We start from the raw sequence: 23,278 nt of genomic DNA, 5'->3' as shown, positions 1-23,278 counted from the left end.
TCGTATCGGGACGCGGTGTAGTCACGTCCGGCGTCGGTGTCGGGCGAACGTGGGTGTTGCCTGAAATATTGCCTTTGGGTGGCGGCTTGATTGGCATGGGTAACTTCCCTGTAATACTTGCCCGCCACTGCCGCAAACGGGCAGTGGCGGGTCGGTTCGGCGTCATTGCCGGGTTGAGAATCAGCGGGTTGCTGCGGCTGCTTCGGTGGCAAGGGCAAAAATCTTTTTTGCGGTCTTGCCATCGAAGGTCTGTCGCCAGATTGCGACGTGAGGCAGGCCGGCCTGCTCGTCGCGGCGTTGCGACTCGCTGCCGCGCTTGCTCTGTTCCAGGGTTTTCAGATGGCTGCCCCTGATCGTGAAATTCATTGGCTCACTGTTGTGTTTTTCATAATGAAAATGCGCCTCCCACAACGGCGCATCGTCAGCGCGATTGCTGATTGAGTAAACGTCGAGAAAGGATTTCCCTTTGCCTTTGCCCAGCTGTTTGCGGTCAACCGTTTTCAGTGCTTTGAGCTCGCCGTGATCGATCAGCCAGTTCAGGCGCATGATGTCCAGCACCTCCTTGTTCTTGTACATCCGCACCAGCACGCTTTGGCCATGCGCGGTCAGTGTGTCGGCAGCCGTTTGCAAGCGTTCGGCCAAACTCTGGATCTCGGCGTCCTCGGCTGCTGTATCGTGGTTTTGCAGGCGGCGTGACTGCTCGTTGAGCGGATCGATGGCTTTTTCCAGCTCTTCAATTATTTCCGTCGGATTGTCTTTAGCGGTTTCTTTGCTCCGTGCCTGGGCAATGTGCTTTTCAACGTCAACCAATAAGCGGTTGGCCTCGGCGATCAGTTCCGGTCGCGGAGTGCTGACGATAGGCGGACGAACAGGCAGCCATTCACCCTGCCTTTTCTCGTATCGTTCGACCAGGCCATTTGGCTGGAACGGATTGGAAACCTTGACGATAACGCTGCCGTCTGCGGCGGTTTCCGTGTCGCCAACCATTACTCGAGAGGTGCCGTGCCGTCGGGTGCGGAACACTTTCCTCATCGACGGCGGTCGGGCTGACACGTTATCGCTTGGCTTGGGCGGAATGAAATCGAAGTCGATGTTCTGATCCAGGCTGGGCAGCTCGATATTGCGGTTGGACGAGGCAAAGATTTCTTTCAAGCGAGTTTCGATGCCGGTCTCGAATTGATCGGTCAGCGCGAGGATCTCCCTGGCGTACTCGGCTTTGACGCTGTCTGCCGACAGCTCTGCTTCAAAGCGACCTCTTTCACCTCTTATCTGATCGAGGGTCAGCATCAGCGACAATGGCTGCGCGCCTTCGGGAATGTTGTGCAGATCGCCGGTGATGAGGTCGATGGAGTACAGCGAGCGCATGGTCACGTTTGGCGAATGGTCAGGCGTGCCTGCGAACAAGTGGACGTACAGGTTCAGCTTGTTGAAGTTGATGCGCTCGGCCGTGGCCACTTCATTACGGAGTTCTGCAAGTATCGGGGCCGCTCCTCGGTCAGCTTTCAGGATCAGCCCCATCACCACCTCCCGGTCTTCGAGAAGCTTCAGCTTTTTGTTCATGAAGCTGATGACTTTTATGCAGTTGTCAGCAGACAGCGTGGTGAACAGCGACTCGCCTCTGAAGTTCATGACCTTCATCAGTCGGTTCAGGTATTCCACATGATCCAGGCGAAGGGCGTGCAGCTCTTCGGCGAAAATCCCGTTGGCTTTGAGGTGAATCAACCACGATTTGTGATCGAGTATCGACTGCAAATTGTCAGCCTGCTTTTTGATGTGCCTGAGCAGGTGAACTTCAACGGCGATCAATGCTGCCGTTCGCCCTGCGCTGCCGCTCGGCAGAGCGTCTGCCTGCGCCGCGAGCACGTTATAGCGCTCCGCGGACTGGTTAATCTCGTTCATTCTGGTGACGAAAGGCTCATACCGTTGCAGCAGAATCGGGATCGCCTCATGGCGGCGCATGCCTCCAGGCAAGCCGGTGGAGACAGAAACCCAGGTGTCGTTGGCGTTGCGTGTGACGGCCCGCGATTCTCCACTACGGCTGGCGTGATAGATGTTGTCGCTATCACTGGCCACAGGATCTTTGGCATTAACGATACGCCAGACCTTTTGCACCGGCGTAGAGCCATCCTTATCAAGCATGACCTGATAAGCATGATCGTGGATGAGCGCGTAGCGTTTGCCGTCGTGTCGAAACAAACCGTCGATGTCGGGTTCGCTCGTACTGAAGTCCAGATCCGTGCGAAACGCTTGCAGGCCGACATCGGTAAGAGGGGCAGTAATGACTTCGTCGTTGTCGTTTGCCCGCCAGAATCCGCTATCGCCATCACGGTGCAAAACAGGGCCGGAAGGTTTCGATTCGCTTGCAAGATGAGCCCGGTACTGCCCGGTGTCGGCGTCTTTGGCGATCTGCACAATCCCGACATCGACCACGTCGACATATTGGCGGCCTTTGTGAATTCTGAAGCCCTCGATATTGGCTGCCGGCAAGCTGGCAGTGGCCATCACCCGATAATGCTCCAGCGGTAGAAAGGCTGCGCGTGGTGTTTCGTTCGGCGATGTCGAAGGGTGCACAGTAACGGTGGGAGCCTGGGTGATTGCGTCGTGGTCGTTGCTGCCTGTTGTCCTGGTCGGTCGGAATTGCGGATCGAACGAGGCAGCAGTTTCGAAGCCTGGCCGCACCGGTATGCCGGGGCGAAGATCAGCTGAATCCACTGCGGTATCCGACCGCTGATGCACCTGGGCGGTAATCGTTCTTTTTGGCGGTGTTTTGATTGGCATGTCTTACCTTCCTTGTAAAGTTTGCCAGCAGCTGTCCGATGCTGCTGGAGCTCGTGGCGTCATGGCCTGAGCGGGATTGCGAAGTGCTGGGTCGGATTCGTTACCGGCGAACGGTGCATCGATTATTTCTCGGTCGGGCGGTACTACGCCCGGCCGAGGAGCAGCCATCACATGACGCGATCGGTGGTGGTCGCCGCGAGGTCGAAAATTCTCTGCGCGGTGCGTCCGTCGAAGTAATGGCGCCAGATGGCGACGTGTTGCCGTCCCGCCTGCTCCTCTCTGCGTTGCGACACACTGCCCATTGCGCTTTGCTCAAGGGTTTTCAGGTGGGCGCCGCGCACGTTGAAGTTCAGAGCGGACGTGTCGACGGCAGGATAATGAAAATGCGCGTGCCAGAGTGGCGCGCCGGTATGGGCATCCGTCAGTACGTATATGTCGAGGTATTCTCTGTCCTGGCGCTTGCCCCGTTTCAGTCGGGTGGCGGTTTTTTGCGCCCGGATGTGGCCCCTGTCGATCAGATAAATCACCCGGTCGACGCAGAGAAAATTCTTGTCCTTGTAAATCCGGACGCGTATGTCTTCACCTGTAGTTCGCAGGCGCTGACTGTCCTGCTTAAGCTTTTGGATCAATGCCCCGGCATTGGCATCGCTGCGTTCGAACCGCTGTAGCTGCAGGGCCGTGTCATCCAGCGCTTTGGCCTTTTCTTCAAGCGTTTCGACAATGTTGTCCGGGTTGATTTTCCCCCGCTCTTCCCTGAGGGCAGTCTTTACGTGCGAGTAGGATTTGTGCAGTTGTTGGTCGGCGTCCGCCAGCAGCGCCGGCAAGGGCTTTTCCCGCACCGTCTGCGCCGGGCGCCATTCGCCCTCTCTGTGTTCGTAGGTTTGAACGGTTTGCTTCGGATCGAAGGGGTTGCTGACGTCGATGACTTCTTCTCCAAGAGCGGTGCGTCGCGACGCGCCGATACTGATCTTGCTGACACCGTGTTTTTTCGCTCGAAAAAGCCGCCAGGGCTTGGGTTCGGGTCCGCTTCGGTCTTGTGGCGGGATATAGTCGAAGTCAATCGGCTGCTCGGGGGCTGGCCGTGCGGAACTGTCCGGCTGGTCCAGGTAGATACGCGTCAGGCGAGTTTCCAGGGTGTGTTCCAACGCTTGGATTTCTGCGTTGATGTCATTGCGTGAGGTGGCGTGTTCGGGGCCGGCTGGCAGGTCCAGTCGATCGTACCAGTCGCGCAGTGCTGCGCATTGCTGAGACAGGCCACTGAGTACCGATACGTGCAGCTCTTGCGGGATTTTGCCAAGTGCTGCGTAAACGAAGGTTGCCTGACCGAACTGGACGGCCAGGTCAGAGGCCTGAACAGCGTTGCCGGCCGCTTGAGGATTGTCCAGCAGTATGCTTTTGGTGAGCACCCACGAGGCGACGACGTTATGAGTATCTGCCGATGAAAGTATGTCGCTCGAATCGTCCGGCGAGACCTTCCATTTCTTCAATAGATTATCGGCAATGAGCTGACGCTCTTTGAGATGGCCCATCAATCGGTTGAGGAAGCTGACGGTCCGAGGGAGCCTGTCCGGGGTGAGGTCAAGTAGCGGACCTTCCAGCGCGCGACGACTCAGGCCGCACTCTACAAGTTGTTGATAGGCGAGCATTTGCTTTTTCTGCAGCGCGATCATTTTGGTTCTGTAACCTTCCTCCGTGATAAGGGTGCTTACGACGGATTTCTGGTCTCTGTAGTAGTTCAGAGCCTTCCCCAGACTTTTCAACTCCTTGTGGCTGTGCAGTTCGCGATTGACAAGAGCCCTTAATTCGCCAGCAACCCTCGTGGCGGGCTCACCCTCCAGGTCCTTCGCAGTCAGCCATGCAGCAATCAGCTCTTGACGTTTCTCGTGCGCTGTTTGGACCCGCAGATTTATCCGGTCAAGTTCAGAGGCCACTTCCAGACGCTGCCAGAAAACACTTGAAGGTTGCGTCACGGTTCGCGGCATTCCTGCGGCACCGTACACAATGGTGCCCTGCCAGCCATACCGGCTATCGAAAGCGACAGGCTCCGAACTGCCAGGGCGCGTAGCCACATAAAGGTTGTCAGCGTCGCTGGCGACCGCGTCCTCGGGGCGAACGATGCGCATCACCGGTCTCTGCGGCGACGAGGCATCGAGATCATGCAGGACTTGATAGGCGTGTTGCTCTATCCGCGCGTAGAGCTTGCCATTGAAGCGATACAGTCCATCACTGCCTGGATCGGCCGTGCTGAAATCCAGGTTGGTGCGAAACGCCTCCAGGCGTGCAGTCGATAACGCATAGGTCAACGGCACCGAGCGTTCAACCGGGTACCACAGCGCACTCTCGGCGTCGGGCTTTAACACCGGCCCTGTGGGTATCAATTCACTCGGTAATTTTGCGCGATAGAGGCCGCTGGCCGGATCCACTCCGATCTGGACGGTGCCGCCGTCTGGCACCTTAACGTACTGACGTCCCCTGTGGACCGAAATACCTTGGGCGTCATGTGCCGGCAGCACCGCCAGCGAAGTGATCCAGTAGTCCTTCAGGGAACGTTCGGGCAGAGCGGGGACCGGTGCCGAGTTCGCTGTCGACCTGAGCCCGACTCGCGGTGGCACGGGAGTAATGACCGGTTGAGCTGGATCGGTTGGCGTCAGCGTCGGTGTCGAAGGGAGTCGGGCAGGAGAGGGGAACACCAACGTGCCGCCGACTGAATTCCTGTTACCGGGCCTGGGCACCGAGTCGCTGACGTGCGTCCCATGAACCGATGCGATTGTTGAGCCTCTGATTGGCGGTTTGATTGGCATTGCTTGTCATCCTTTAACATTCACGCCTCGCTATCCCATATGAGATGCGCTGAGTGGTCGGCTTCCTTGCCGTGTCGTGCGTTGTGCGTTCATATGAAACGCGTAGTGCCCGGATGGGCAGCCTCTTGGAGAAACCGACCACCGTCGTCGGAATTGGTCAAAATTTGTGCTATATTCCGCGCCCGCGATTTTTCACTTCAACACCGGTCGTCGACATGCAAGCAGCCAAGCCGTTATTTGACTATCCAAAATATTGGGCCGAATGTTTCGGGCCAGCGCCATTCCTGCCGATGAGCAGGGAGGAGATGGATCAGCTTGGCTGGGATTCGTGCGACATCATCATTGTTACCGGAGATGCCTACGTCGATCATCCGTCGTTCGGCATGGCGATCATCGGCCGGCTGCTGGAGTCGCAAGGCTTTCGCGTCGGGATCATTGCGCAACCGAACTGGCAGTCCAAAGACGACTTCATGAAGCTTGGCGAGCCGAATCTGTTTTTCGGCGTCGCGGCGGGCAACATGGACTCGATGATCAACCGCTACACCGCAGACAAGAAAATCCGTTCCGACGACGCTTACACGCCAGGCGGCATGGCCGGCAAGCGTCCGGACCGCGCGAGCCTGGTTTATAGCCAGCGTTGCAAGGAAGCCTACAAGCACGTGCCGATCGTGCTCGGCGGCATCGAAGCCTCGTTGCGCCGCATCGCTCACTACGACTACTGGCAGGATCGCGTGCGCAACTCGATCCTGATCGACGCCAGCGCCGACATTCTGCTGTACGGCAACGCCGAGCGTGCGATTGTCGAAGTTGCCCAGCGCCTGTCCTGGGGCCACAAGATCGAAGACATCACCGATGTGCGCGGCACCGCGTTCATCCGTCGCGACACGCCGCAGGGCTGGTACGAAGTCGACTCCACGCGCATCGATCGGCCGGGCAAGGTCGACAAGATCATCAACCCGTACGTCAACACCCAGGACACTCAGGCCTGCGCCATCGAGCAAGAGAAAGGCCCGGTTGAAGATCCGCAGGAAGCCAAGGTCGTGCAGATCCTGGCCAGCCCGCGCATGACCCGCGACAAGACCGTTATCCGCCTGCCTTCGATGGAAAAAGTCCGCAACGACCCGGTTCTGTACGCCCACGCCAACCGCGTGCTGCACCTGGAAACCAACCCGGGCAACGCCCGCGCGCTGGTGCAGAAGCACGGCGAGATCGACGTCTGGTTCAACCCGCCGCCGATTCCGATGACCACTGAAGAAATGGACTACGTGTTCGGCATGCCTTACGCGCGTGTTCCGCACCCGGCGTACGGCAAGGAGAAAATCCCCGCCTACGACATGATCCGTTTCTCGGTGAACATCATGCGTGGCTGCTTCGGCGGCTGCACCTTCTGCTCGATCACCGAGCACGAAGGCCGGATCATCCAGAACCGTTCCGAAGAATCGATCATTCGCGAAATCGAAGAGATCCGCGACAAGGTCCCAGGCTTCACCGGCGTCATCTCCGACCTCGGCGGGCCAACCGCGAACATGTACCGCATCGCCTGCAAGAGCCCGGAAATCGAATCCGCGTGCCGCAAGCCTTCCTGCGTTTTCCCCGGTATCTGCCCGAACCTGAACACCGACCATTCGTCGTTGATTCAGCTGTACCGCAGCGCCCGTGCCTTGCCGGGTGTGAAGAAGATTCTGATCGCTTCCGGCCTGCGCTACGACCTCGCCGTCGAGTCGCCGGAGTACGTCAAGGAACTGGTGACCCACCACGTCGGCGGTTACCTGAAGATCGCCCCGGAGCACACCGAGGAAGGTCCGCTCAACCAGATGATGAAACCGGGCATCGGCAGCTATGACAAGTTCAAGCGCATGTTCGAGAAGTACACCAAGGAAGCGGGCAAGGAGCAGTACCTGATTCCGTACTTCATCGCCGCGCACCCGGGCACCACCGACGAAGACATGATGAACCTGGCGCTGTGGCTCAAGGGCAACGGCTTCCGCGCCGACCAGGTGCAGGCGTTCTACCCGTCGCCGATGGCCACTGCCACCGCGATGTACCACTCGGGCAAGAACCCGCTGCGCAAAGTGACGTACAAGAGCGACGGCGTGACCATCGTCAAGAGCGAGGATCAGCGCCGCCTGCACAAGGCGTTCTTGCGTTATCACGACCCGAAAGGCTGGCCGATGCTGCGCGAAGCATTGATCCGCATGGGCCGTGGCGATCTGATCGGGCCGGGCAAGGATCAACTGATCCCGGCGCATCAGCCAGCGACCGACAGCTACCAGAGCGCCCGTCGCAAGAACTCGACGCCGGCCGGCAGCCATAAAGTGGCGAAGGAAGGCAAAGAGAAGACCACCAAGATCCTCACCCAGCACACCGGCCTGCCGCCGCGTGCCAGTGATGGCGGTAATCCGTGGGACAAGCGTGAACAGGCCAAGGCTGCGGCGTTCGCCCGCAACCAGCAGGCGGCCAAGGAACGCAAGGATGCGGCCAAAGGCAAAGGGCCGAAGCCGACGCGCAAGCCGGTCGTGCCGCGCTAAACAGCGCTTGAGCTGAACAGAACGCCAACCTTCGGGTTGGCGTTTTGCATTTCAGGCCTCAGGAATGAGTTGTTGCCACTGGCCTCTTCGCGAGCGAGCCCGCTCCCACAGAGGAAAGCATTCCAAATGTGGGAGCGGGCTTGCTCGCGAAGGGGCCGGTACAGGCAGCCATCACCACCTGCCTGCCACAAATAGAAGCAAACTCGCCCAAGCATTTCCTCGCGTCGCCCGGTTTTGGTGCTGTACTGCCTTGAGCATTTCGCGAAAGCGCGCAAGCCTGTGCATGGCATAAGTCTTGCGCGCTTTCCTCTACGCCCAGGCTCGCAGGAGGCACGCCGTGTCGATTCATGTCGCATTGCATCACGTCACGCATTATCGCTACGACCGCGCTGTCGAACTCGGCCCGCAGATCGTCCGCCTGCGCCCGGCGCCCCACAGTCGCACGCGGATTTTGTCCTATGCGCTGAAAGTCTCGCCCGAGCAGCATTTCATCAACTGGCAGCAGGACCCGCAGGGCAACTACCTGGCGCGTCTGGTGTTCCCCGAGAAAACCGCAGAACTGCGCATCGAAGTCGATCTGGTGGCGGAAATGGCGGTGTTCAATCCGTTCGATTTCTTCCTCGAACCGTACGCCGAAAAAATCCCGTTCAGCTACGCCGCCGATGAGCGCAAGGAGCTGGCGCCGTACCTCGAAACCCTGCCACTGACGCCTACGTTCAAGGCTTACCTGGACAGCATCGACCGCACGCCGTTGCCGGCGGTGGATTTTCTGGTGGCGCTCAATCAGCGTCTCAGCGAAGACATCGGTTACCTGATCCGCATGGAGCCGGGCGTGCAGACCCCGGAGCACACGCTGCAGCACGCCTCCGGTTCCTGCCGCGATTCGGCATGGTTGCTGGTGCAGCTGTTGCGCAATCTCGGTCTGGCGGCGCGGTTTGTTTCCGGCTACCTGATTCAACTGAGCGCCGACGTAAAAAGCCTCGACGGCCCGTCCGGCACCGACGTCGACTTCACCGACCTGCACGCCTGGTGCGAGGTGTATCTGCCGGGTGCCGGCTGGATCGGCCTCGACGCGACGTCCGGGTTGTTCGCCGGGGAAGGGCATATTCCGTTGGCGTGCAGTCCCGATCCGTCCTCGGCGGCGCCGATCAGTGGTCTGGTCGAACCTTGCGAGACACAGTTCAGCCACGAAATGTCGGTCGAGCGAATCTGGGAAGCACCACGTGTCACCAAGCCCTACACCGATGAACAGTGGCGGGCGATCCAGGCGCTGGGCCGACAGATCGATGCCGATCTGCTCGAAGGCGATGTGCGCCTGACAATGGGCGGCGAACCGACCTTCGTCTCCATTGACGACCCGGACGGCGCCGAATGGAACACTGCCGCGCTGGGGCCGGACAAGCGTCGGCTGTCCGCCGAACTGTTCCAACGCATGCGCAAGCAATATGCACCGCAGGGGCTGGTGCATTTCGGTCAGGGCAAGTGGTATCCCGGCGAGCAATTACCGCGCTGGTCGCTCAATTGTTACTGGCGCCGCGACGGTCAGGCGATCTGGCACAACGACGCATTGATCGCCGACGAACAGCAGGACTATGGCGCCGACGGCGAACTGGCCGGACGCTTTCTCGGCAGCGTCGCCGAGCGCTTGAAGTTGCCAGCACGCTTCGTTTTCCCGGCTTACGAGGATCATCTCTATTACCTCTGGCGTGAGGGCGCGTTGCCCGGCAACGTCAGCGCCGAAGATTCGCGTCTGGAGGAACCGCTGGAGCGCGCCCGGTTGCGCAAGGTCTTCAGTCAGGGCCTGAACAAGGTGATCGGCCAAGTGCTGCCGCTGGCACGCACGGCCAAGGGCGATCAATGGCAGAGCGGGCGTTGGTATCTGCGCGATGAGCACTGTCGCTTGGTGCCGGGGGATTCGCCGTTGGGTTATCGCTTGCCGCTGGCCTCGCAGCCGTGGGTGAAAGCGGCGGAATATCCGTTCATCCATCCCAACGATCCGAATCAGGACTTCGCTGAACTGCCGGGTGCCGCGCAGCTCGGTGTGCACGGCGAACCGGCTGCGCTGGATGAGCGGGTGCCGAAAATCGATGAGTCCGCTGACTGGCTGACCCGTACCGCATTCTGCGCCGAGGCCCGCGAAGGGCGGCTGTATCTGTTCATGCCGCCGCTGGAGCGGGTCGAGGATTATCTGGAACTGGTCTCGGCCATTGAGGCCACCGCCGAAGAACTGCATTGCCCGGTACTGCTGGAAGGCTATGAACCGCCGAGTGATCCGCGCCTGAGCAATTACCGTGTCACTCCGGACCCGGGCGTGATCGAGGTCAACGTGCAGCCATCGGCGAGCTGGGACGAGTTGGTCGAGCGCACCGAGTTTCTCTACGAACAGGCACGGCAAACCCGCCTGACCACCGAGAAGTTCATGATCGACGGGCGCCACACCGGCACCGGCGGCGGCAACCATTTCGTCCTTGGCGGCGCGACACCGGCGGACTCACCGTTTCTGCGGCGGCCGGATCTGCTGCGCAGCCTGATCAGCTACTGGCACAACCATCCTTCGCTGTCGTACCTGTTTTCCGGCCTCTTCATCGGCCCGACGTCCCAGGCGCCACGCGTCGACGAGGCGCGTAATGACGCCTTGTACGAACTGGAAATCGCTTTCGCGCAGATGCCGGAACCGGGCGAGGAATGTGCGCCGTGGCTGGTCGATCGACTGTTGCGCAATCTGCTGATCGACGTCACCGGCAATACCCATCGCGCCGAATTCTGCATCGACAAACTGTATTCACCGGACGGCGCCACCGGGCGTCTCGGCTTGCTGGAACTGCGCGCTTTTGAAATGCCGCCCCATGCGCGCATGAGTCTGGCTCAGCAGTTGCTGCTGCGGGCGCTGGTCGCGCGCTTTTGGCGCGAGCCTTATGCGCCGGCGAAACTGGCACGCTGGGGCACCGAGCTGCACGATCGCTTTTTGCTGCCGCACTTTATCGAAGAGGATTTCGCCGACGTCATCGTCGAACTCAACAACGCCGGCTATCCGTTGCGTGCGGAGTGGTTCGCGGCGCATCTGGAGTTTCGTTTTCCCAAGGTCGGCGACTACGTCGTCAATGGCATCGAGCTGGAGCTGCGTCAGGCGCTCGAACCCTGGCACGTGCTGGGCGAGGAGGGCTCGGCGGGCGGCACGGTGCGCTACGTCGATTCATCGCTGGAGCGCTTGCAGGTCAAGCTTAATGGATTGCCGCCGCAGCGCTATCTGCTGACTTGCAATGGCGTCGCGGTGCCGTTGCACCCGACCGGGCGGGTGGGTGAGTTTGTCGCCGGGGTGCGCTTTCGAGCCTGGCAACCAGCCAACTGCTTGCATCCGACCATACCGGTGCACGCGCCGTTGGTATTCGACCTGCTCGATACCTGGATGGGGCGTTCGCTGGGTGGTTGCCAGTACCACGTCGCCCATCCCGGCGGGCGCAATTACGAGACCTTGCCGGTCAATGCCAATGAAGCGGAGAGCCGGCGCATGGCGCGGTTTTTCCGCCTCGGACACACGCCGGGGAAACTTCCCGTACCCAAGGTAGAAATCAATGACGAGCTACCGATGACCATCGACCTGCGCCGTTACTAGAGCCTACGCAACACGCGGATTTTTCGTATATCCGCGTGTCATGTGCCTGCGTTAGTCTGACCGTTCCCTGCTGTCTGCCGAGCTTTCCATGCCTGACCTGTTAGACCGCTACCCGCTGACTGCGGGCACCTATCACGAACTGCTCGACGGCAGCGGCGCAGTGCGTGCGCATTGGCAGCGCCTGTTCGATCAGTTGCAACGCAGCAGTCCAGCACAACTGGTGCAGCGTCAGGCCTTGCTGGCGCGGCAGATTCAGGAAAACGGCGTCACCTATAACGTCTATGCCGATCCCAAGGGCGCTGACCGGCCGTGGGAACTGGATCTGCTGCCCCATGTGATCGCGGCTGATGAATGGCAGCAATTGTCCGCCGGCATCGCTCAGCGTGCGCGCTTGCTCAACGCAGTGCTGGCGGATCTGTACGGTCCGCAGCGGTTGATCAGTGAAGGCCTGCTGCCGGCAGAGCTGGTGTTCGGGCACAACAATTTTCTTTGGCCCTGTCAGGGCATTGCCCCGCCCGAGTCAGCTTTTTTGCATTTGTATGCCGTGGATCTGGCGCGCACGCCGGATGGTCGCTGGTGGGTGACCGCCGATCGCACTCAGGCGCCATCCGGTGCCGGCTATGCCCTGGAAAACCGCACCATCGTCTCTCGCGCTTTCCCCGATCTGTACCGCGATCTGAAGGTCCAGCATCTGGCTGGATTCTTCCGCACGTTGCAGGAAACTTTGGCCCGTCAGGCACCGCAGGGCGATGACGCACCGCTGGTGGTGCTGCTGACCCCGGGCCGGTTCAACGAAAGTTATTTCGAACATCTGTATCTGGCTCGTCAGCTCGGCTATCCGCTGGTCGAGGGCGGCGATCTGACTGTGCGCAATGCCACGGTGTACCTGAAAACCCTCAGCGGCCTGCGCCGGGTGCACGCGATCATGCGCCGCCTCGACGATGATTTCTGCGACCCGCTGGAACTGCGTACCGATTCGGCGCTCGGCGTGCCCGGTCTGCTTGAGGCGGTGCGTCAGGGGCGGGTACTGGTGGCCAATGCGCTGGGCAGCGGCGTGCTGGAATCGCCGGGGCTGTTGGGGTTTCTGCCGAAGATCAATCAATACCTGTTCGGCGAAGACCTGATTCTGCCGTCGATCGCTACCTGGTGGTGCGGCGAGGCGCCGGTGCTGGCGCAAGCGCTGGAGAAACTTGCGCAGCTGTTGATCAAACCGGCGTTCCCGTCGCAGAGCTTCGCCCCGGTATTCGGGCGTGACTTGAGTGAAGGCCAGCGTCTCGAGTTGGCGCAGCGCATGCAGGCGCGGCCTTATGCCTATGTTGCGCAAGAACTCGCGCAGCTGTCGCAGGCGCCGGTCTGGCAGGCCGAAGACGGTCACCTGCAACCTCGCGCGATTGGCATGCGCATGTATGCAGTCGCCAGCCACGACGGCTACCGCGTGTTGCCGGGAGGTCTGACCCGGGTGGCGGCCGACGCCGATGCCGAGGTGGTGTCGATGCAGCGCGGCGGCGCAAGCAAGGACACCTGGGTGCTCGGCGACCTTGCGCCGAGCGGCGAGCAATGGAAGGCACAGCGCAATGTCGGCGTGCACGATCTGGTGCGGCGCGATCCGTATCTGCCGTCGCGCGTAGTGGAAAACCTGTTCTGGTTTGGCCGCTACTGCGAGCGCTGTGACGACAGCGCGCGGCTGCTGCGCATCATGCTCACGCGCTACGTCGACGGCGATGATCCGCAGGCGTTGCAGGCAGCGGTTGATTTGGGCGAACGTCTGGCGTTGCTGCCGGATGAGGGTGAACTGCCGGAACGCTTGCTCGCTGCGCTGCTGGGCGAAGATTGGTCGTTCAGCCTGCGTTCCAATTTGCAGCGCCTGCAATGGGCCGCCTCGCAAGTGCGCGGCAAGCTGTCCCGGGAGAACTGGCAAGCGCTGGTCGAGTTGCAGCGCGAAGCGCTGGAGCTGGAAGTCGATGAACCGGACTTCGCCGAACTGCTGGATTTCCTCAACCGTCTGGTGATGTCGCTGGCGGCGCTGTCGGGGTTTGCGCTGGATGACATGACCCGCGATGAAGGCTGGCGGTTTCTGATGATCGGCCGCCGCATCGAACGCCTGCAATTTCTCAGCAGCAGTCTGGCGGCGTTTCTGCGCGGCGCGGGCGCGTTCGATCAGGCGGGGCTGGAGTGGCTGCTGGAACTGGGTAACAGCAGCATTACTTATCGCTCGCGGTATCTGGCGGTGGCGCAATTGATTCCGGTGCTTGATTTGCTGCTGCTGGATGAGCAGAACCCCCACGCGGTGCTGTTTCAGCTGAAACTGGTCACCCGTACCTTGAAACGCCTGAACGAGGATTTCGCCGTGCCTCGCGAGACCGGGCTGCCGCAATTGGTCGAGCGCCTCTCGCGGTTCGATCTCGGTTGCCTGGAAAACCCCTTGTTCGGCAAATCCAGCGTACGTGCCGCGCTGGAGGGTCTGGCTGATCTGTTGCAGGAAATCGCCGAAGCCAGCGGCCAGGTATCGGATCGTCTGGCGCTGCGCCATTTCGCCCATGTCGATGATGTCAGCCAGCGAACGGTGTCCGTGTGATGAGCGCTCAGTACCAGATCTTTCACGACACCTGTTATCACTACGACAGCCCGGTGTCCCTCGCGCAGCAACTGGCGCACCTGTGGCCGCGCGAATGCAGCTGGCAGCGCTGCACCGAGCAGCAATTGCTGATCAGCCCCGAGCCGACGATGCGCCGCGATGAATTGGACGTGTTCGGCAATCCACTGACGCGCTTGGCCTTTGAGCGGCCCCATGACCAATTGCAGGTCAACGCCCGGCTGGCGGTTGAGGTGCTGGTGCGGCCGGCGCTGGATTTCAGTCAGTCGCCGCCGTGGGAGCAGACCCGCGATGCGCTGACCTACAGCAGCCAGCCGTTGTGCGACGACTTGCTCGAAGCCTGCCGCTACCGGTTCCAGTCGCCTTATGTGCATTTGAAGCGCAGCTTCGTCGACTTCTCGCAAAGCTGTTTTCCGCCGGGGCAACCGTTGCTGCTCGGCGTGCAGGCGCTGATGCAGAAGATATTCAGCGAGTTCACCTTCGATGCCGAGGCCACCCAGGTGGCGACACCGCTGGTGGAGGTGCTGGAGCGCCGGCGTGGGGTCTGTCAGGACTTCGCGCATCTGATGCTGGCCTGTGTGCGCTCGCGTGGTCTGGCGGCGCGTTATGTCAGCGGCTACCTGCTGACCCAACCACCGCCGGGGCAGCCACGACTGATTGGCGCCGACGCCTCGCATGCGTGGGTATCGGTGTTCTGCCCGGTACTGGGTTGGGTGGATTTCGATCCGACCAACAACGTGCGGCCGGCGCTGGAACACATCACGCTGGCGTGGGGAAGGGATTTCTGCGATGTGTCGCCGCTGCGGGGGGTGATTCTCGGGGGCGGTAACCATGACCCGGAGGTGCGGGTTACGGTGATGCCTGAGAATTGATGAGTTTTCAGATGTGGGAGCGAGCCTGCTCGCGAAAGCGTCAGGTCAGCCAATAGATTTGTAACAGATACACCGCTTTCGCGAGCAGGCTCGCTCCCACAGGGATTTTGGTGTGTCAGGGAAAGCAGGGCTGTGAGGGCCGGCAGCAAAACCGCCAGCCCCGTCACAAATCCGCAGGGTCTGATTCGATCATCAAACCCGGTGGGGCTCAGGCGTCGGGCGTCTGATCTTTCGGTGCATCGGTTACATCGGGTGCATCAACATCATCATCGGTCGCCACTTCCCCGTCAGGGTTCAGTGCCGCTTCTTCAGCGGTTTGCTTCTTGCGCTGAAGCTTTTCCTCTTTCTTCTGTTCCTTTGCCAGGTCTCGTTGACGTTTGGCGAAGGAGTAATTGGGTTTGGCCATGGGCGATCCTCTTGGGTCGAAGGTGAGGTTGAGCGGCGCGTATTCTGCCCTGTATCGGTGCCGGGGGGTTAACCGGGTTTTTGGTCGACCCACTTGGGCGTGACGGTCGGCTGCCACTGATCGAGGGCGTCGAGCAGGGAATCTGGCGATTCGCTCACTTGCAGCATGTCACGGTGTGGCGCGCGAACGAAGCCTTCGCCGACGATATGATCGAGAAAGTCCGTGAGTTTGCTGTAGAAACCGTTCACTTCCAGCAGCCCCAAAGGCTTGCCGTGGTAACCGAGCTGGCCCCAGGTCCAGACTTCGAACAACTCTTCCAGCGTGCCGAGGCCGCCGGGCAGGGCGATGAAGGCATCGCTGAGTTCGGCCATCCGCGCCTTGCGCGCATGCATGCCGTCGACCACTTCCAGGCGTGTCAGGCTTTTATGGCCGATCTCCTTGTCCATCAGGCTTTGCGGGATGATGCCGATCACTTCGCCGCCAGCGGCCAGTGCTGCGTCAGCGACAATGCCCATCAAACCGACGGCGCCACCGCCGTAGACCAGCGTCAACTTGCGCTTTGCCAGAGCCCGGCCAAGGGCCACGGCGGCTTCGGTATAAGCCGGCACGGTACCGGCGTTGGCACCGCAAAACACACAAACGGATTTCAGCGACATGCGTTACTCCTGAATCGATCAGTCGCACAGGGTAACGGCTGGCACGCCGCGCTCCAAGGACTAGACTTCGCGTTCGGGCGATTCAAATGTACCGCTGGCGCCACAGGCGTAGGCGGCAAGCAAACTGCACAACAGACCGTTGAAGAACATGACAGGCACTCCGTTTCAGTAGATGCACCGATCATAGGGCTGGCCGAACGCAATGGCCGTTAGATTGTGTCGATGAGTGTCATAGCCTGAAAGTTGTATACAATTTTTGACACAAGTCATAGGAACTTGCGAAGATTTCAGGCAGTCTTTCCACCACTAGTGTTTTTGTTAACCCTGCCTTGGAGATTCACCATGTTTTCCAAAGTTGTTGCGGTATCCCTGCTGGCGCTGGCCAGCAGCCAATTGATGGCTGCCGAGTGCAAAACCACCGTAGATTCCACCGATCAGATGTCCTTCAACACCAAGGAAATCGTGATCGACAAAAGCTGCAAAACCTTCACCGTCGAACTGACCCACTCCGGCAACCTGCCGAAAAACGTCATGGGCCACAACCTGGTGATCAGCAAAGAAGCTGACATGCAGCCGATCGCTACCGACGGTCTGGCAGCCGGTATCGACAAGAACTACCTGAAGGATGGCGACGCGCGCATTGTGGCGCACACCAAGATCATCGGCGCCAAGGAAACCGATTCGGTGACCTTCGACGTGGCCAAGGTGGCTGACGGTGGCTACGGCTTCTTCTGCTCGTTCCCGGGCCACATCTCGATGATGAAAGGCACTATCGTCGTCAAGTGATTCAGGCACAAAAAAAGCGTCCTCCGGGACGCTTTTTTTGTGTTGGAGCTGCCGAAGGCTGCGATCTTCTGATCTTGATCTTCAAAGCAAGATTCAAGATCAGAAGATCGCAGCCTCGTTGCACTCGTCGGCTCCTACAGGCTCCTACAGGCCTCTACAGGCTCCTCAATACTTCAAGGTGCGAAAGGCATGACCCGCTTGTGATGGGTCTTGTTGTACGTATCGACGATGATCTTCGCCGCCTCGTCCCGCACGGTTTCACCGTGCAGAAAAGCATCGATCTCGGCATAGGTCACGCCATGCGCAGCTTCGTCCGGCTTGCCCGGCGACAGGTCTTCGAGGTCGGCTGTCGGCACTTTCTCGACCAAAGACTCTGGCGCGCCAAAGCTGCGGGCAATGGCGCGCACCTGATTTTTCACCAGGCCGCTGAGCGGGGCGAGGTCGCAGGCGCCGTCACCGAATTTGGTGAAGAAGCCCATCACCGCTTCTGCCGCGTGGTCGGTGCCGATCACCAGACCGCCAGCCACCCCGGCAATCGTGTACTGCGCAACCATGCGCATGCGCGCCTTGGTATTGCCCAGCACGAAGTCCACCGACGCTGCCGGTTTGCCTTCGAACGCCGAGACCTGAGCAGCCAGCGCCTTGACCGCCGGGCCGATGTTCACGGTGTGGATTTCGTCAGGGGCAATGCAGTCGAGCGAGGCCTTGGCGTCATGCTCGTCAAACTGGGTTTCATACGGCAGGCGCACGGCGATGAATTTGTAGCGGTCATCGCCGGTTTTTTCGCGCAGTTCACGTACTGCGCGCTGAGCCAAGAGGCCTGCGGTCAGTGAGTCGACGCCGCCGCTGATGCCCAGCACCAGGGCCTTGAGCCCGGAATTGACCAGACAATCCTGGATGAAACGCAGGCGCCGGGCGATTTCCGCCTGCAGGGCCTGATCGTCGGCGAACGGTGGTTGCACCTTGAGCTGCTCAGCAATCTCACGCTGTACGGCTTGCATGAATTCACTCCTTGCTAGATAGACTGGATTCGGCAGGAACCTGAAACACATGTCGCAAATAGGCGACGAAATTCGGATCTTTGCAGTGGGTCTTGCCGGGCTCGTCGGAGATCTTCGCCACCGGCTGGCCGTTGCAGGCGGTCATTTTAAGCACGATGCTCATCGGCTCGACACCCGGGATATCACAGGTGAGGTTGGTACCGATGCCGAAGCTCACATTGATGCGACCGTGCAGCGCGCGGAAAATCTCCAACGATTTTGGCAGGGTCAGACTGTCGGAAAACACCAGGGTCTTGCTCATCGGGTCGATGCCGAGCTTGTGATAGTGCGCGATGCACTTTTCACCCCACGCCACCGGGTCCCCCGAGTCATGGCGCAGGCCGTCGAAGAGCTTGGCGAAGAACAGATCGAAATCGCCAAGGAATGCGTCGGTGGTGATGCAGTCGGTGAGGGCGATGCCAAGCAGGCCGCGGTACTCGCGGACCCAGCAGTCGAGCGCGGCGATCTGGCTGTCGATCAGTCGTGGGCCGAGTTGCTGGTGAGCCATGATCCATTCGTGGGCCATGGTGCCCAGCGGTTTCATGTCCAGCTCGCGGGACAGATGCACGTTGCTGGTACCGACGAAGCGCCCGGGGAAATCATGCTTGAGCACGTTGACCACTTCCGCCTGCACGCCAAAGGAAAAGCGCCGGCGCGTGCCGAAATCAGCGACCTGCAGTTGCGCCAGTTCATCGGCAGAGGCGTTGGCGGTGAGCCAGTCGAACTTGCGATAGAGCTGTTCGCGCGCCTGCTCCAGCGAGGTCTCCCGGTAGCGATAGCGATTGCGCACTTCGCTGACGATCGCCAGCAGCGGCACTTCGTAAAGGATTACGTGCAGCCATGGCCCGCGCAGGCGGATGAACAATTCGCCGTTCTCGATACCGGTGTGCAGGTAGCGCAGGTTGAAGCGAAACAGGCCGAGGAAACGCAGGAAATCCGGTTTGAGGAACGTGATGCGCTCGAGAAAACTCAATTGATCAGGGCTCAGACTCAGCTCGGCAAGGCGCTCGATCTGATGACGGATTTCGGCCAGATACGGGCGCAGATCCTCGGCGTTGCGGCAGCGGAACTCCCATTCGACTTCGACGTTGGGGTAGTTGTGCAGCACCGCCTGCATCATCGTCAGCTTGTAGAAGTCGGTGTCGAGCAGGTTCTGCACGATGCGATCGGCAAACACACTCTCGCTCATAAACGGGTCTCCAGTTGCGCCGCGCCTGGCGCGGTCCATATCGATGGCGCTAGTGGCGCATATCAGCGGTGGGGATTGCCAGCGCTTTTTTGCTTTCAGGTGACAGATCCTCTGAGGTGATACACCTCAAACCGCAGAAATTGCTCATTTTCGGTTGCACCTCAAGCGCGGCATGAAGTACTTGCTCGATGCACTTCCAGCTTTTCAAATACTCGGCGAGTAACGAATGCCTCGGTATCAGGTTTGTTTCCACTGCCTTGAACATCGCTGCTCTGATCATTTCATCGGTTGTTATCTTAGGCGTGCAGGTCGTCTCCCTTGAACGAAATCTGTTCCAACGTATCCACACCGTCCTGGAGCAACAAATAGGCAGGAAGTATGAGTTGATAAAAGTCGGAGTCATTGGTGCCTTTGATAGTGATGGACGTGAACGCTTCAAGAAGGCTCGTGGCAGCGCGGATTCTGAAACAGGCGTCTTCGAATAACCGATCACGTGCGGCATATGAGTCTATGAAACGTTTCGTTATGTTTTGGGCACTGGCGCCGGTGGCCATGCAATTGGGTCAAGGTCTAGCTCGAGAAACAGTTTCGAATCAAAAACGGGTGTCTTGATTCCACTGCGACGTTGAGCTTCATAATCATTCAAGAGACGCAGGCATATTTTGAAAAGAAGCGCCATCGCAATCAAATTTACGAGCGCCAGTAAAGTCATGGTGATATCGGCAAAAGCCAGAACTGTGGATAAATCCTCATTGGCCCCCCAGAACACCATGACTAATACCACGAGCCGATAGATGATCAGCATTTTCTTCGGCTCACCAAACATGAACCGTAAGCTGTTTTCTCCGAGGTAGTAGTTGTAGAGCATCGCCGTGAATACGAACAATGCCAGCACGATACTTATAAACGACCGTCCCCAGTCCCCGACCACGGCGGCCAACGAGTTCTGGGCCAGGGCAATTGCGTCGCCTTCAAATCCCGGACTGTAGATGCCGGACAACAAGATCATCAGTGCGGTGCAGGTGCAGACTACAAACGTGTCGATGAAAACGCTCAATGCCTGGACCGCACCTTGTGCAATCGGATGACTCACCTTCGCTACCGACGCGACATTTGGGGCGCTGCCCAGTCCGGCTTCGTTGGAAAAGACTCCTCGTCGGACGCCCATGATAATCGCGCTGCCGATCAAGCCGCCGAACGCTTGATCCAGACCGAATGCGCTTCTGATAATGGTCATCAGCATTGTCGGTACTTGTTCAAACTGCAGCACCAGTACGTACGCCGTCACGCCGATATAGGCGAGAACCTTCAGAGGAACCAACAGGTCGGCGACTGCTGCAATACGCGTGATACCACCGATGAATACGATGCCCAGCATCAGGGAAAGCGCGAGGCCCGACCACAAGGGCGGCAAGCCGAATGCGTCTTTCAGGGAGTGCGATACTGCATGGGATTCGAGACCATTGATGGCAAATCCGAATGTCACCAGCATCAGCATGGCTACGATCAACCCGAGCCAGCGCTTGTTCAGACCATACTGAATGTACCAGGACGGGCCCCCTCGATAGAGGCCGTTGCCATCGCTGCGTTTGTAGAGCTGGCCTAGCGTGCATTCGAAGAAGCTGCTCGACATGCCCAAAAGCGCAGTCATCCACATCCAGAACACAGCGCCTGGCCCACCCAAACCTACTGCAATTCCGACCCCGACGATGTTTCCGGTACCCACGCGCCCGGCAAGGCTGAGTGTCAGCGCCTGGAGTGAACTCAAATGCTGACCGTTTGCGCGCCAGCTACCCCGTAAGACGCCGAACATATGAGGAAAGTATCGTAGTTGAACAAATCCTGATCGGATCGTGAAATACGCTCCTAATCCGAGAACAAAAGGTATTAACACCCTGCTCGAAAGAAAATCGTTGATGACATCAAGCATTCAAAGCTCCTTGCTATATAGAGTGCTGGCAAATCAATGGTGTCGTCAGTCCTGAATTCCTTCAGACGGCGTAATATCCCGCCATATTTGATTCGATGCAATTTCGCAAGTTGCTTAAATGTGATGCGAGTTGCTGCTATGGTTGCGCCTTTCTGGTCTTTGCTGGGTTATTGAATGTCTGATTTTCTTTCGGCGAACTTGAGGTTGCTATGTAGCCATTACAGATCTGTCGCGGAGGTTTGTAGGAAAGTTCGCATCAATCGTGGGCAATTCAATAAATACCTGTGTGGAAAAAGCATTCCAACGCCTTTTAACCTAAAGCGCATCTGCGAATTTTTTGGAGTCGAAGAGTCTGAAATTATTCAACCTACAGAGCAGTTCATCGCCCTGACAGGCCTCAAAGCAGGTCAGCGTCACACGCCAAGTGAAAGGGGCGCGCCACAATTGATGCATGAACATCTGCGTCAGCAATCTTCACCGGAATTAAGAGCGCATATTGGTTATTACTACGAGTAATAATCACGCAATGACTGAACCTGGCTCCATTCTGTGCTCGCTGGTACATGTGCGAGCGGAGGGCGATGACATCGTATATGAGCGAAACGAGCGCTTACAGATCTCTGGCACTGCAGAGGACTTTGAACGGTATCAATATCTGGGCATCGCCTATCACCTTCGGGATCGCTTGTTTTTTATCGATTATGAATCGCTGACCTCCAACGAAATATGCCAGACCATTCTTATTCCAAGCTTCAAAAGCTGCATAACGCGGCTCAATGGGTTGAAGATGGGTGTTTCTGCTGCGGATCATCGCGCTCCCGCGTGCTCAAGGGTCGTATGGGAATATCTGGGGCAGGAAATCAATCACGTCGACGCGTACCGCCGTGTTCGTTTGTATAAGCCTGATGATCGCGCCATTGATGATGATTTGCGCGCGCGCCTGGCCCAATCCCGGATTGTCGAGGGCCTGTTTGTTATCGCCGGATAACCTCTGTTAAAAATCCCAATGGAGCGAGGCTGTTGATTTTGAAGATCAACAGATCGCAGCCTCGTTGCACTCGACAGCCCCTACAGGGGATTGTCGATTTGTTCGAGCATCCACTTAACAAAATCGCGCACCTTTGGCACTTCCGCCGCGTGCTCCGGGTAAGCGAGGTAATAGGCATCGCTGCTGGGCATCGCATGCTGCCAGGGAATGACCAGCTTGCCCTCGGCCAATTCCTCTTCCACCAGAAACCGTGGCAGCAGCGCCACGCCACAGCCGACCTGGGCGGCGCGGATGCACATATAAAAGGTTTCGAAACGCGGCCCGTGATAGCTGTGTTCGGTGTGGTAGCCCTGACTGTCGAACCAGTCGTGCCAGGCCTGCGGTCGCGAGGCATTCTGCAGCAGCACCAGATCGGTCAGTTGCGTCGGGTCAGTCAATGGCGCGTCGGGCAGGCTGCCCGGGGCGCAGACCGGCACCAGTTCTTCGCCGAACAATTTCAGGCATTCCGTGCCCGGGCGTGAGGCCTGGCCGAAATAGAAGGCCAGATCGCTGCGCCCCTGCAGCAGATCATCCGCTTCCTGCTCATTGCACAAATCAAGATGAATCGACGGGTGACGCAGGCGCCAGCCTTTCAGCCGTGGCACCAGCCAGCGCGCGCCGAAGGTCGAAGGGGTGGAGACGCGCAGGACTTCGGTCTCTCCGCCGTAGGAACGCAGGTAATGCGTCGACATCTCCACTTGGCTGAGGATTTTTCTGACTTCGACCAGATACAAATCGCCGGCCGGTGTCATCTGCAAGCGGCGGCGCACGCGGCGGAACAACAAGTGCTGCAACAGTTCTTCAAGCTGCGCGACCTGTTTGCTTACCGCACTCTGGGTCAGGTTCAGCTCTTCGGCGGCGCGGGTAAAACTCAAGTGCCGGGTCACCGCCTCGAAGCATTGCAACGCGGTGATCGAGGGCAAGTGGCGTTTGTTCAGCATGGCCAGTCCTTTTTCTTGTCTTTCTGTACGCAGCATGAATAAACGGAATGATATCTGGCGTAAAGGTCGTTTGTTGCATCGCCGCAGTGAGGCTACAACTAAAGGCCTGCCCGGCCAT

The 23,278-nt window shown here is 59.0% G+C and carries 14 protein-coding genes and 1 pseudogene; 7 read left to right on the top strand and 8 right to left on the bottom strand.

Annotation, left to right across the window (positions count from 1 at the left end; genetic code table 11):
• Nucleotides 1-180: 180 nt before the first annotated feature.
• Both CXF97_RS07940 and CXF97_RS07935 read right to left on the bottom strand, forming a co-directional pair.
• Nucleotides 181-2,778 carry a hypothetical protein gene (locus CXF97_RS07940; protein ID WP_256589728.1) on the bottom strand — a complete coding sequence of 866 codons (2,598 nt, stop codon included), beginning with the start codon at nt 2,776-2,778 and terminating at the stop codon, nt 181-183.
• A gap of 167 nt (nt 2,779-2,945) precedes the next feature.
• Complete coding sequence (locus CXF97_RS07935; RefSeq protein ID WP_178081164.1) at nt 2,946-5,390, bottom strand: hypothetical protein; 2,445 nt, start codon at nt 5,388-5,390, stop codon at nt 2,946-2,948.
• 404 nt (nt 5,391-5,794) lie between these two features.
• Here CXF97_RS07935 and CXF97_RS07930 point away from each other — a divergent pair, with 404 nt between their 5' ends.
• The 4 genes from CXF97_RS07930 (at nt 5,795) to CXF97_RS07915 (ending at nt 15,185) form a co-directional block, all read left to right on the top strand.
• The gene (locus tag CXF97_RS07930; RefSeq protein WP_101157775.1) at nt 5,795-8,107 is read left to right on the top strand and encodes a YgiQ family radical SAM protein; all 2,313 of its coding nucleotides are present in this window, start codon (nt 5,795-5,797) and stop codon (nt 8,105-8,107) included.
• A 337-nt stretch (nt 8,108-8,444) separates the two neighbouring features.
• Nucleotides 8,445-11,720 (top strand): DUF2126 domain-containing protein, encoded by a 3,276-nt coding sequence (locus CXF97_RS07925; RefSeq protein WP_101157725.1) that lies wholly within the window; start codon nt 8,445-8,447, stop codon nt 11,718-11,720.
• 88 nt (nt 11,721-11,808) lie between these two features.
• On the top strand, nt 11,809-14,295 hold the full coding sequence (locus CXF97_RS07920) for a circularly permuted type 2 ATP-grasp protein (protein WP_101157723.1): 2,487 nt from the start codon (nt 11,809-11,811) through the stop codon (nt 14,293-14,295).
• Nucleotides 14,295-15,185, top strand: coding sequence for a transglutaminase family protein (locus CXF97_RS07915; protein WP_101157722.1), 891 nt, complete (start codon nt 14,295-14,297; stop codon nt 15,183-15,185). Before CXF97_RS07920 ends, CXF97_RS07915 begins: the two co-directional genes overlap by 1 nt.
• Nucleotides 15,186-15,393: 208 nt before the next feature.
• Here the strand turns inward: CXF97_RS07915 and CXF97_RS07910 are convergent, their stop codons facing one another.
• The gene (locus CXF97_RS07910; RefSeq protein ID WP_101157720.1) at nt 15,394-15,591 is read right to left on the bottom strand and encodes a hypothetical protein; all 198 of its coding nucleotides are present in this window, start codon (nt 15,589-15,591) and stop codon (nt 15,394-15,396) included.
• A gap of 68 nt (nt 15,592-15,659) precedes the next feature.
• Entirely contained in the window at nt 15,660-16,247 is a 588-nt protein-coding gene (locus tag CXF97_RS07905) for a TIGR00730 family Rossman fold protein (protein WP_101157718.1), read from the bottom strand.
• 342 nt (nt 16,248-16,589) lie between these two features.
• Between CXF97_RS07905 and azu the strand changes: the two genes are divergently transcribed.
• Nucleotides 16,590-17,033 carry an azurin gene (gene azu, locus CXF97_RS07900; protein ID WP_101157716.1) on the top strand — a complete coding sequence of 148 codons (444 nt, stop codon included), beginning with the start codon at nt 16,590-16,592 and terminating at the stop codon, nt 17,031-17,033.
• Nucleotides 17,034-17,206: 173 nt separating this feature from the next.
• On the opposite strand, the gene nadE is transcribed toward azu, so the two are convergent.
• Nucleotides 17,207-18,034, bottom strand: coding sequence for an ammonia-dependent NAD(+) synthetase (gene nadE, locus CXF97_RS07895; RefSeq protein WP_101157714.1), 828 nt, complete (start codon nt 18,032-18,034; stop codon nt 17,207-17,209).
• Between the two features lie 4 nt (nt 18,035-18,038).
• The gene (gene pncB, locus CXF97_RS07890) at nt 18,039-19,262 is read right to left on the bottom strand and encodes a nicotinate phosphoribosyltransferase (protein WP_101157712.1); all 1,224 of its coding nucleotides are present in this window, start codon (nt 19,260-19,262) and stop codon (nt 18,039-18,041) included.
• A 188-nt stretch (nt 19,263-19,450) separates the two neighbouring features.
• On the opposite strand from pncB, the gene CXF97_RS27950 reads away from it, so the two are divergent.
• Nucleotides 19,451-19,747 (top strand): hypothetical protein, encoded by a 297-nt coding sequence (locus CXF97_RS27950; protein WP_157830869.1) that lies wholly within the window; start codon nt 19,451-19,453, stop codon nt 19,745-19,747.
• A 38-nt stretch (nt 19,748-19,785) separates the two neighbouring features.
• Here CXF97_RS27950 and CXF97_RS07875 read toward each other — a convergent pair whose 3' ends face one another.
• Entirely contained in the window at nt 19,786-21,192 is a 1,407-nt protein-coding gene (locus CXF97_RS07875; protein WP_101157706.1) for a sodium:alanine symporter family protein, read from the bottom strand.
• Between the two features lie 174 nt (nt 21,193-21,366).
• Here CXF97_RS07875 and CXF97_RS07870 point away from each other — a divergent pair.
• A pseudogene (locus CXF97_RS07870) lies at nt 21,367-22,180 on the top strand (helix-turn-helix domain-containing protein).
• Nucleotides 22,181-22,260: 80 nt separating this feature from the next.
• On the opposite strand, the gene CXF97_RS07865 reads toward CXF97_RS07870, so the two are convergent.
• Nucleotides 22,261-23,160: a LysR family transcriptional regulator gene (locus CXF97_RS07865; RefSeq protein ID WP_101157705.1), complete on the bottom strand. Its 900-nt coding sequence runs from the start codon at nt 23,158-23,160 to the stop codon at nt 22,261-22,263.
• Between the last annotated feature and the right edge of the window lie 118 nt (nt 23,161-23,278).

Origin of the sequence: Pseudomonas sp. Choline-02u-1 (assembly GCF_002836515.1) — a bacterium.
Taxonomy (GTDB): domain Bacteria; phylum Pseudomonadota; class Gammaproteobacteria; order Pseudomonadales; family Pseudomonadaceae; genus Aquipseudomonas.
The sequence above is the reverse complement of the archived record's forward strand: the minus strand, read 5'-3'. Positions and strand labels throughout refer to the sequence as shown.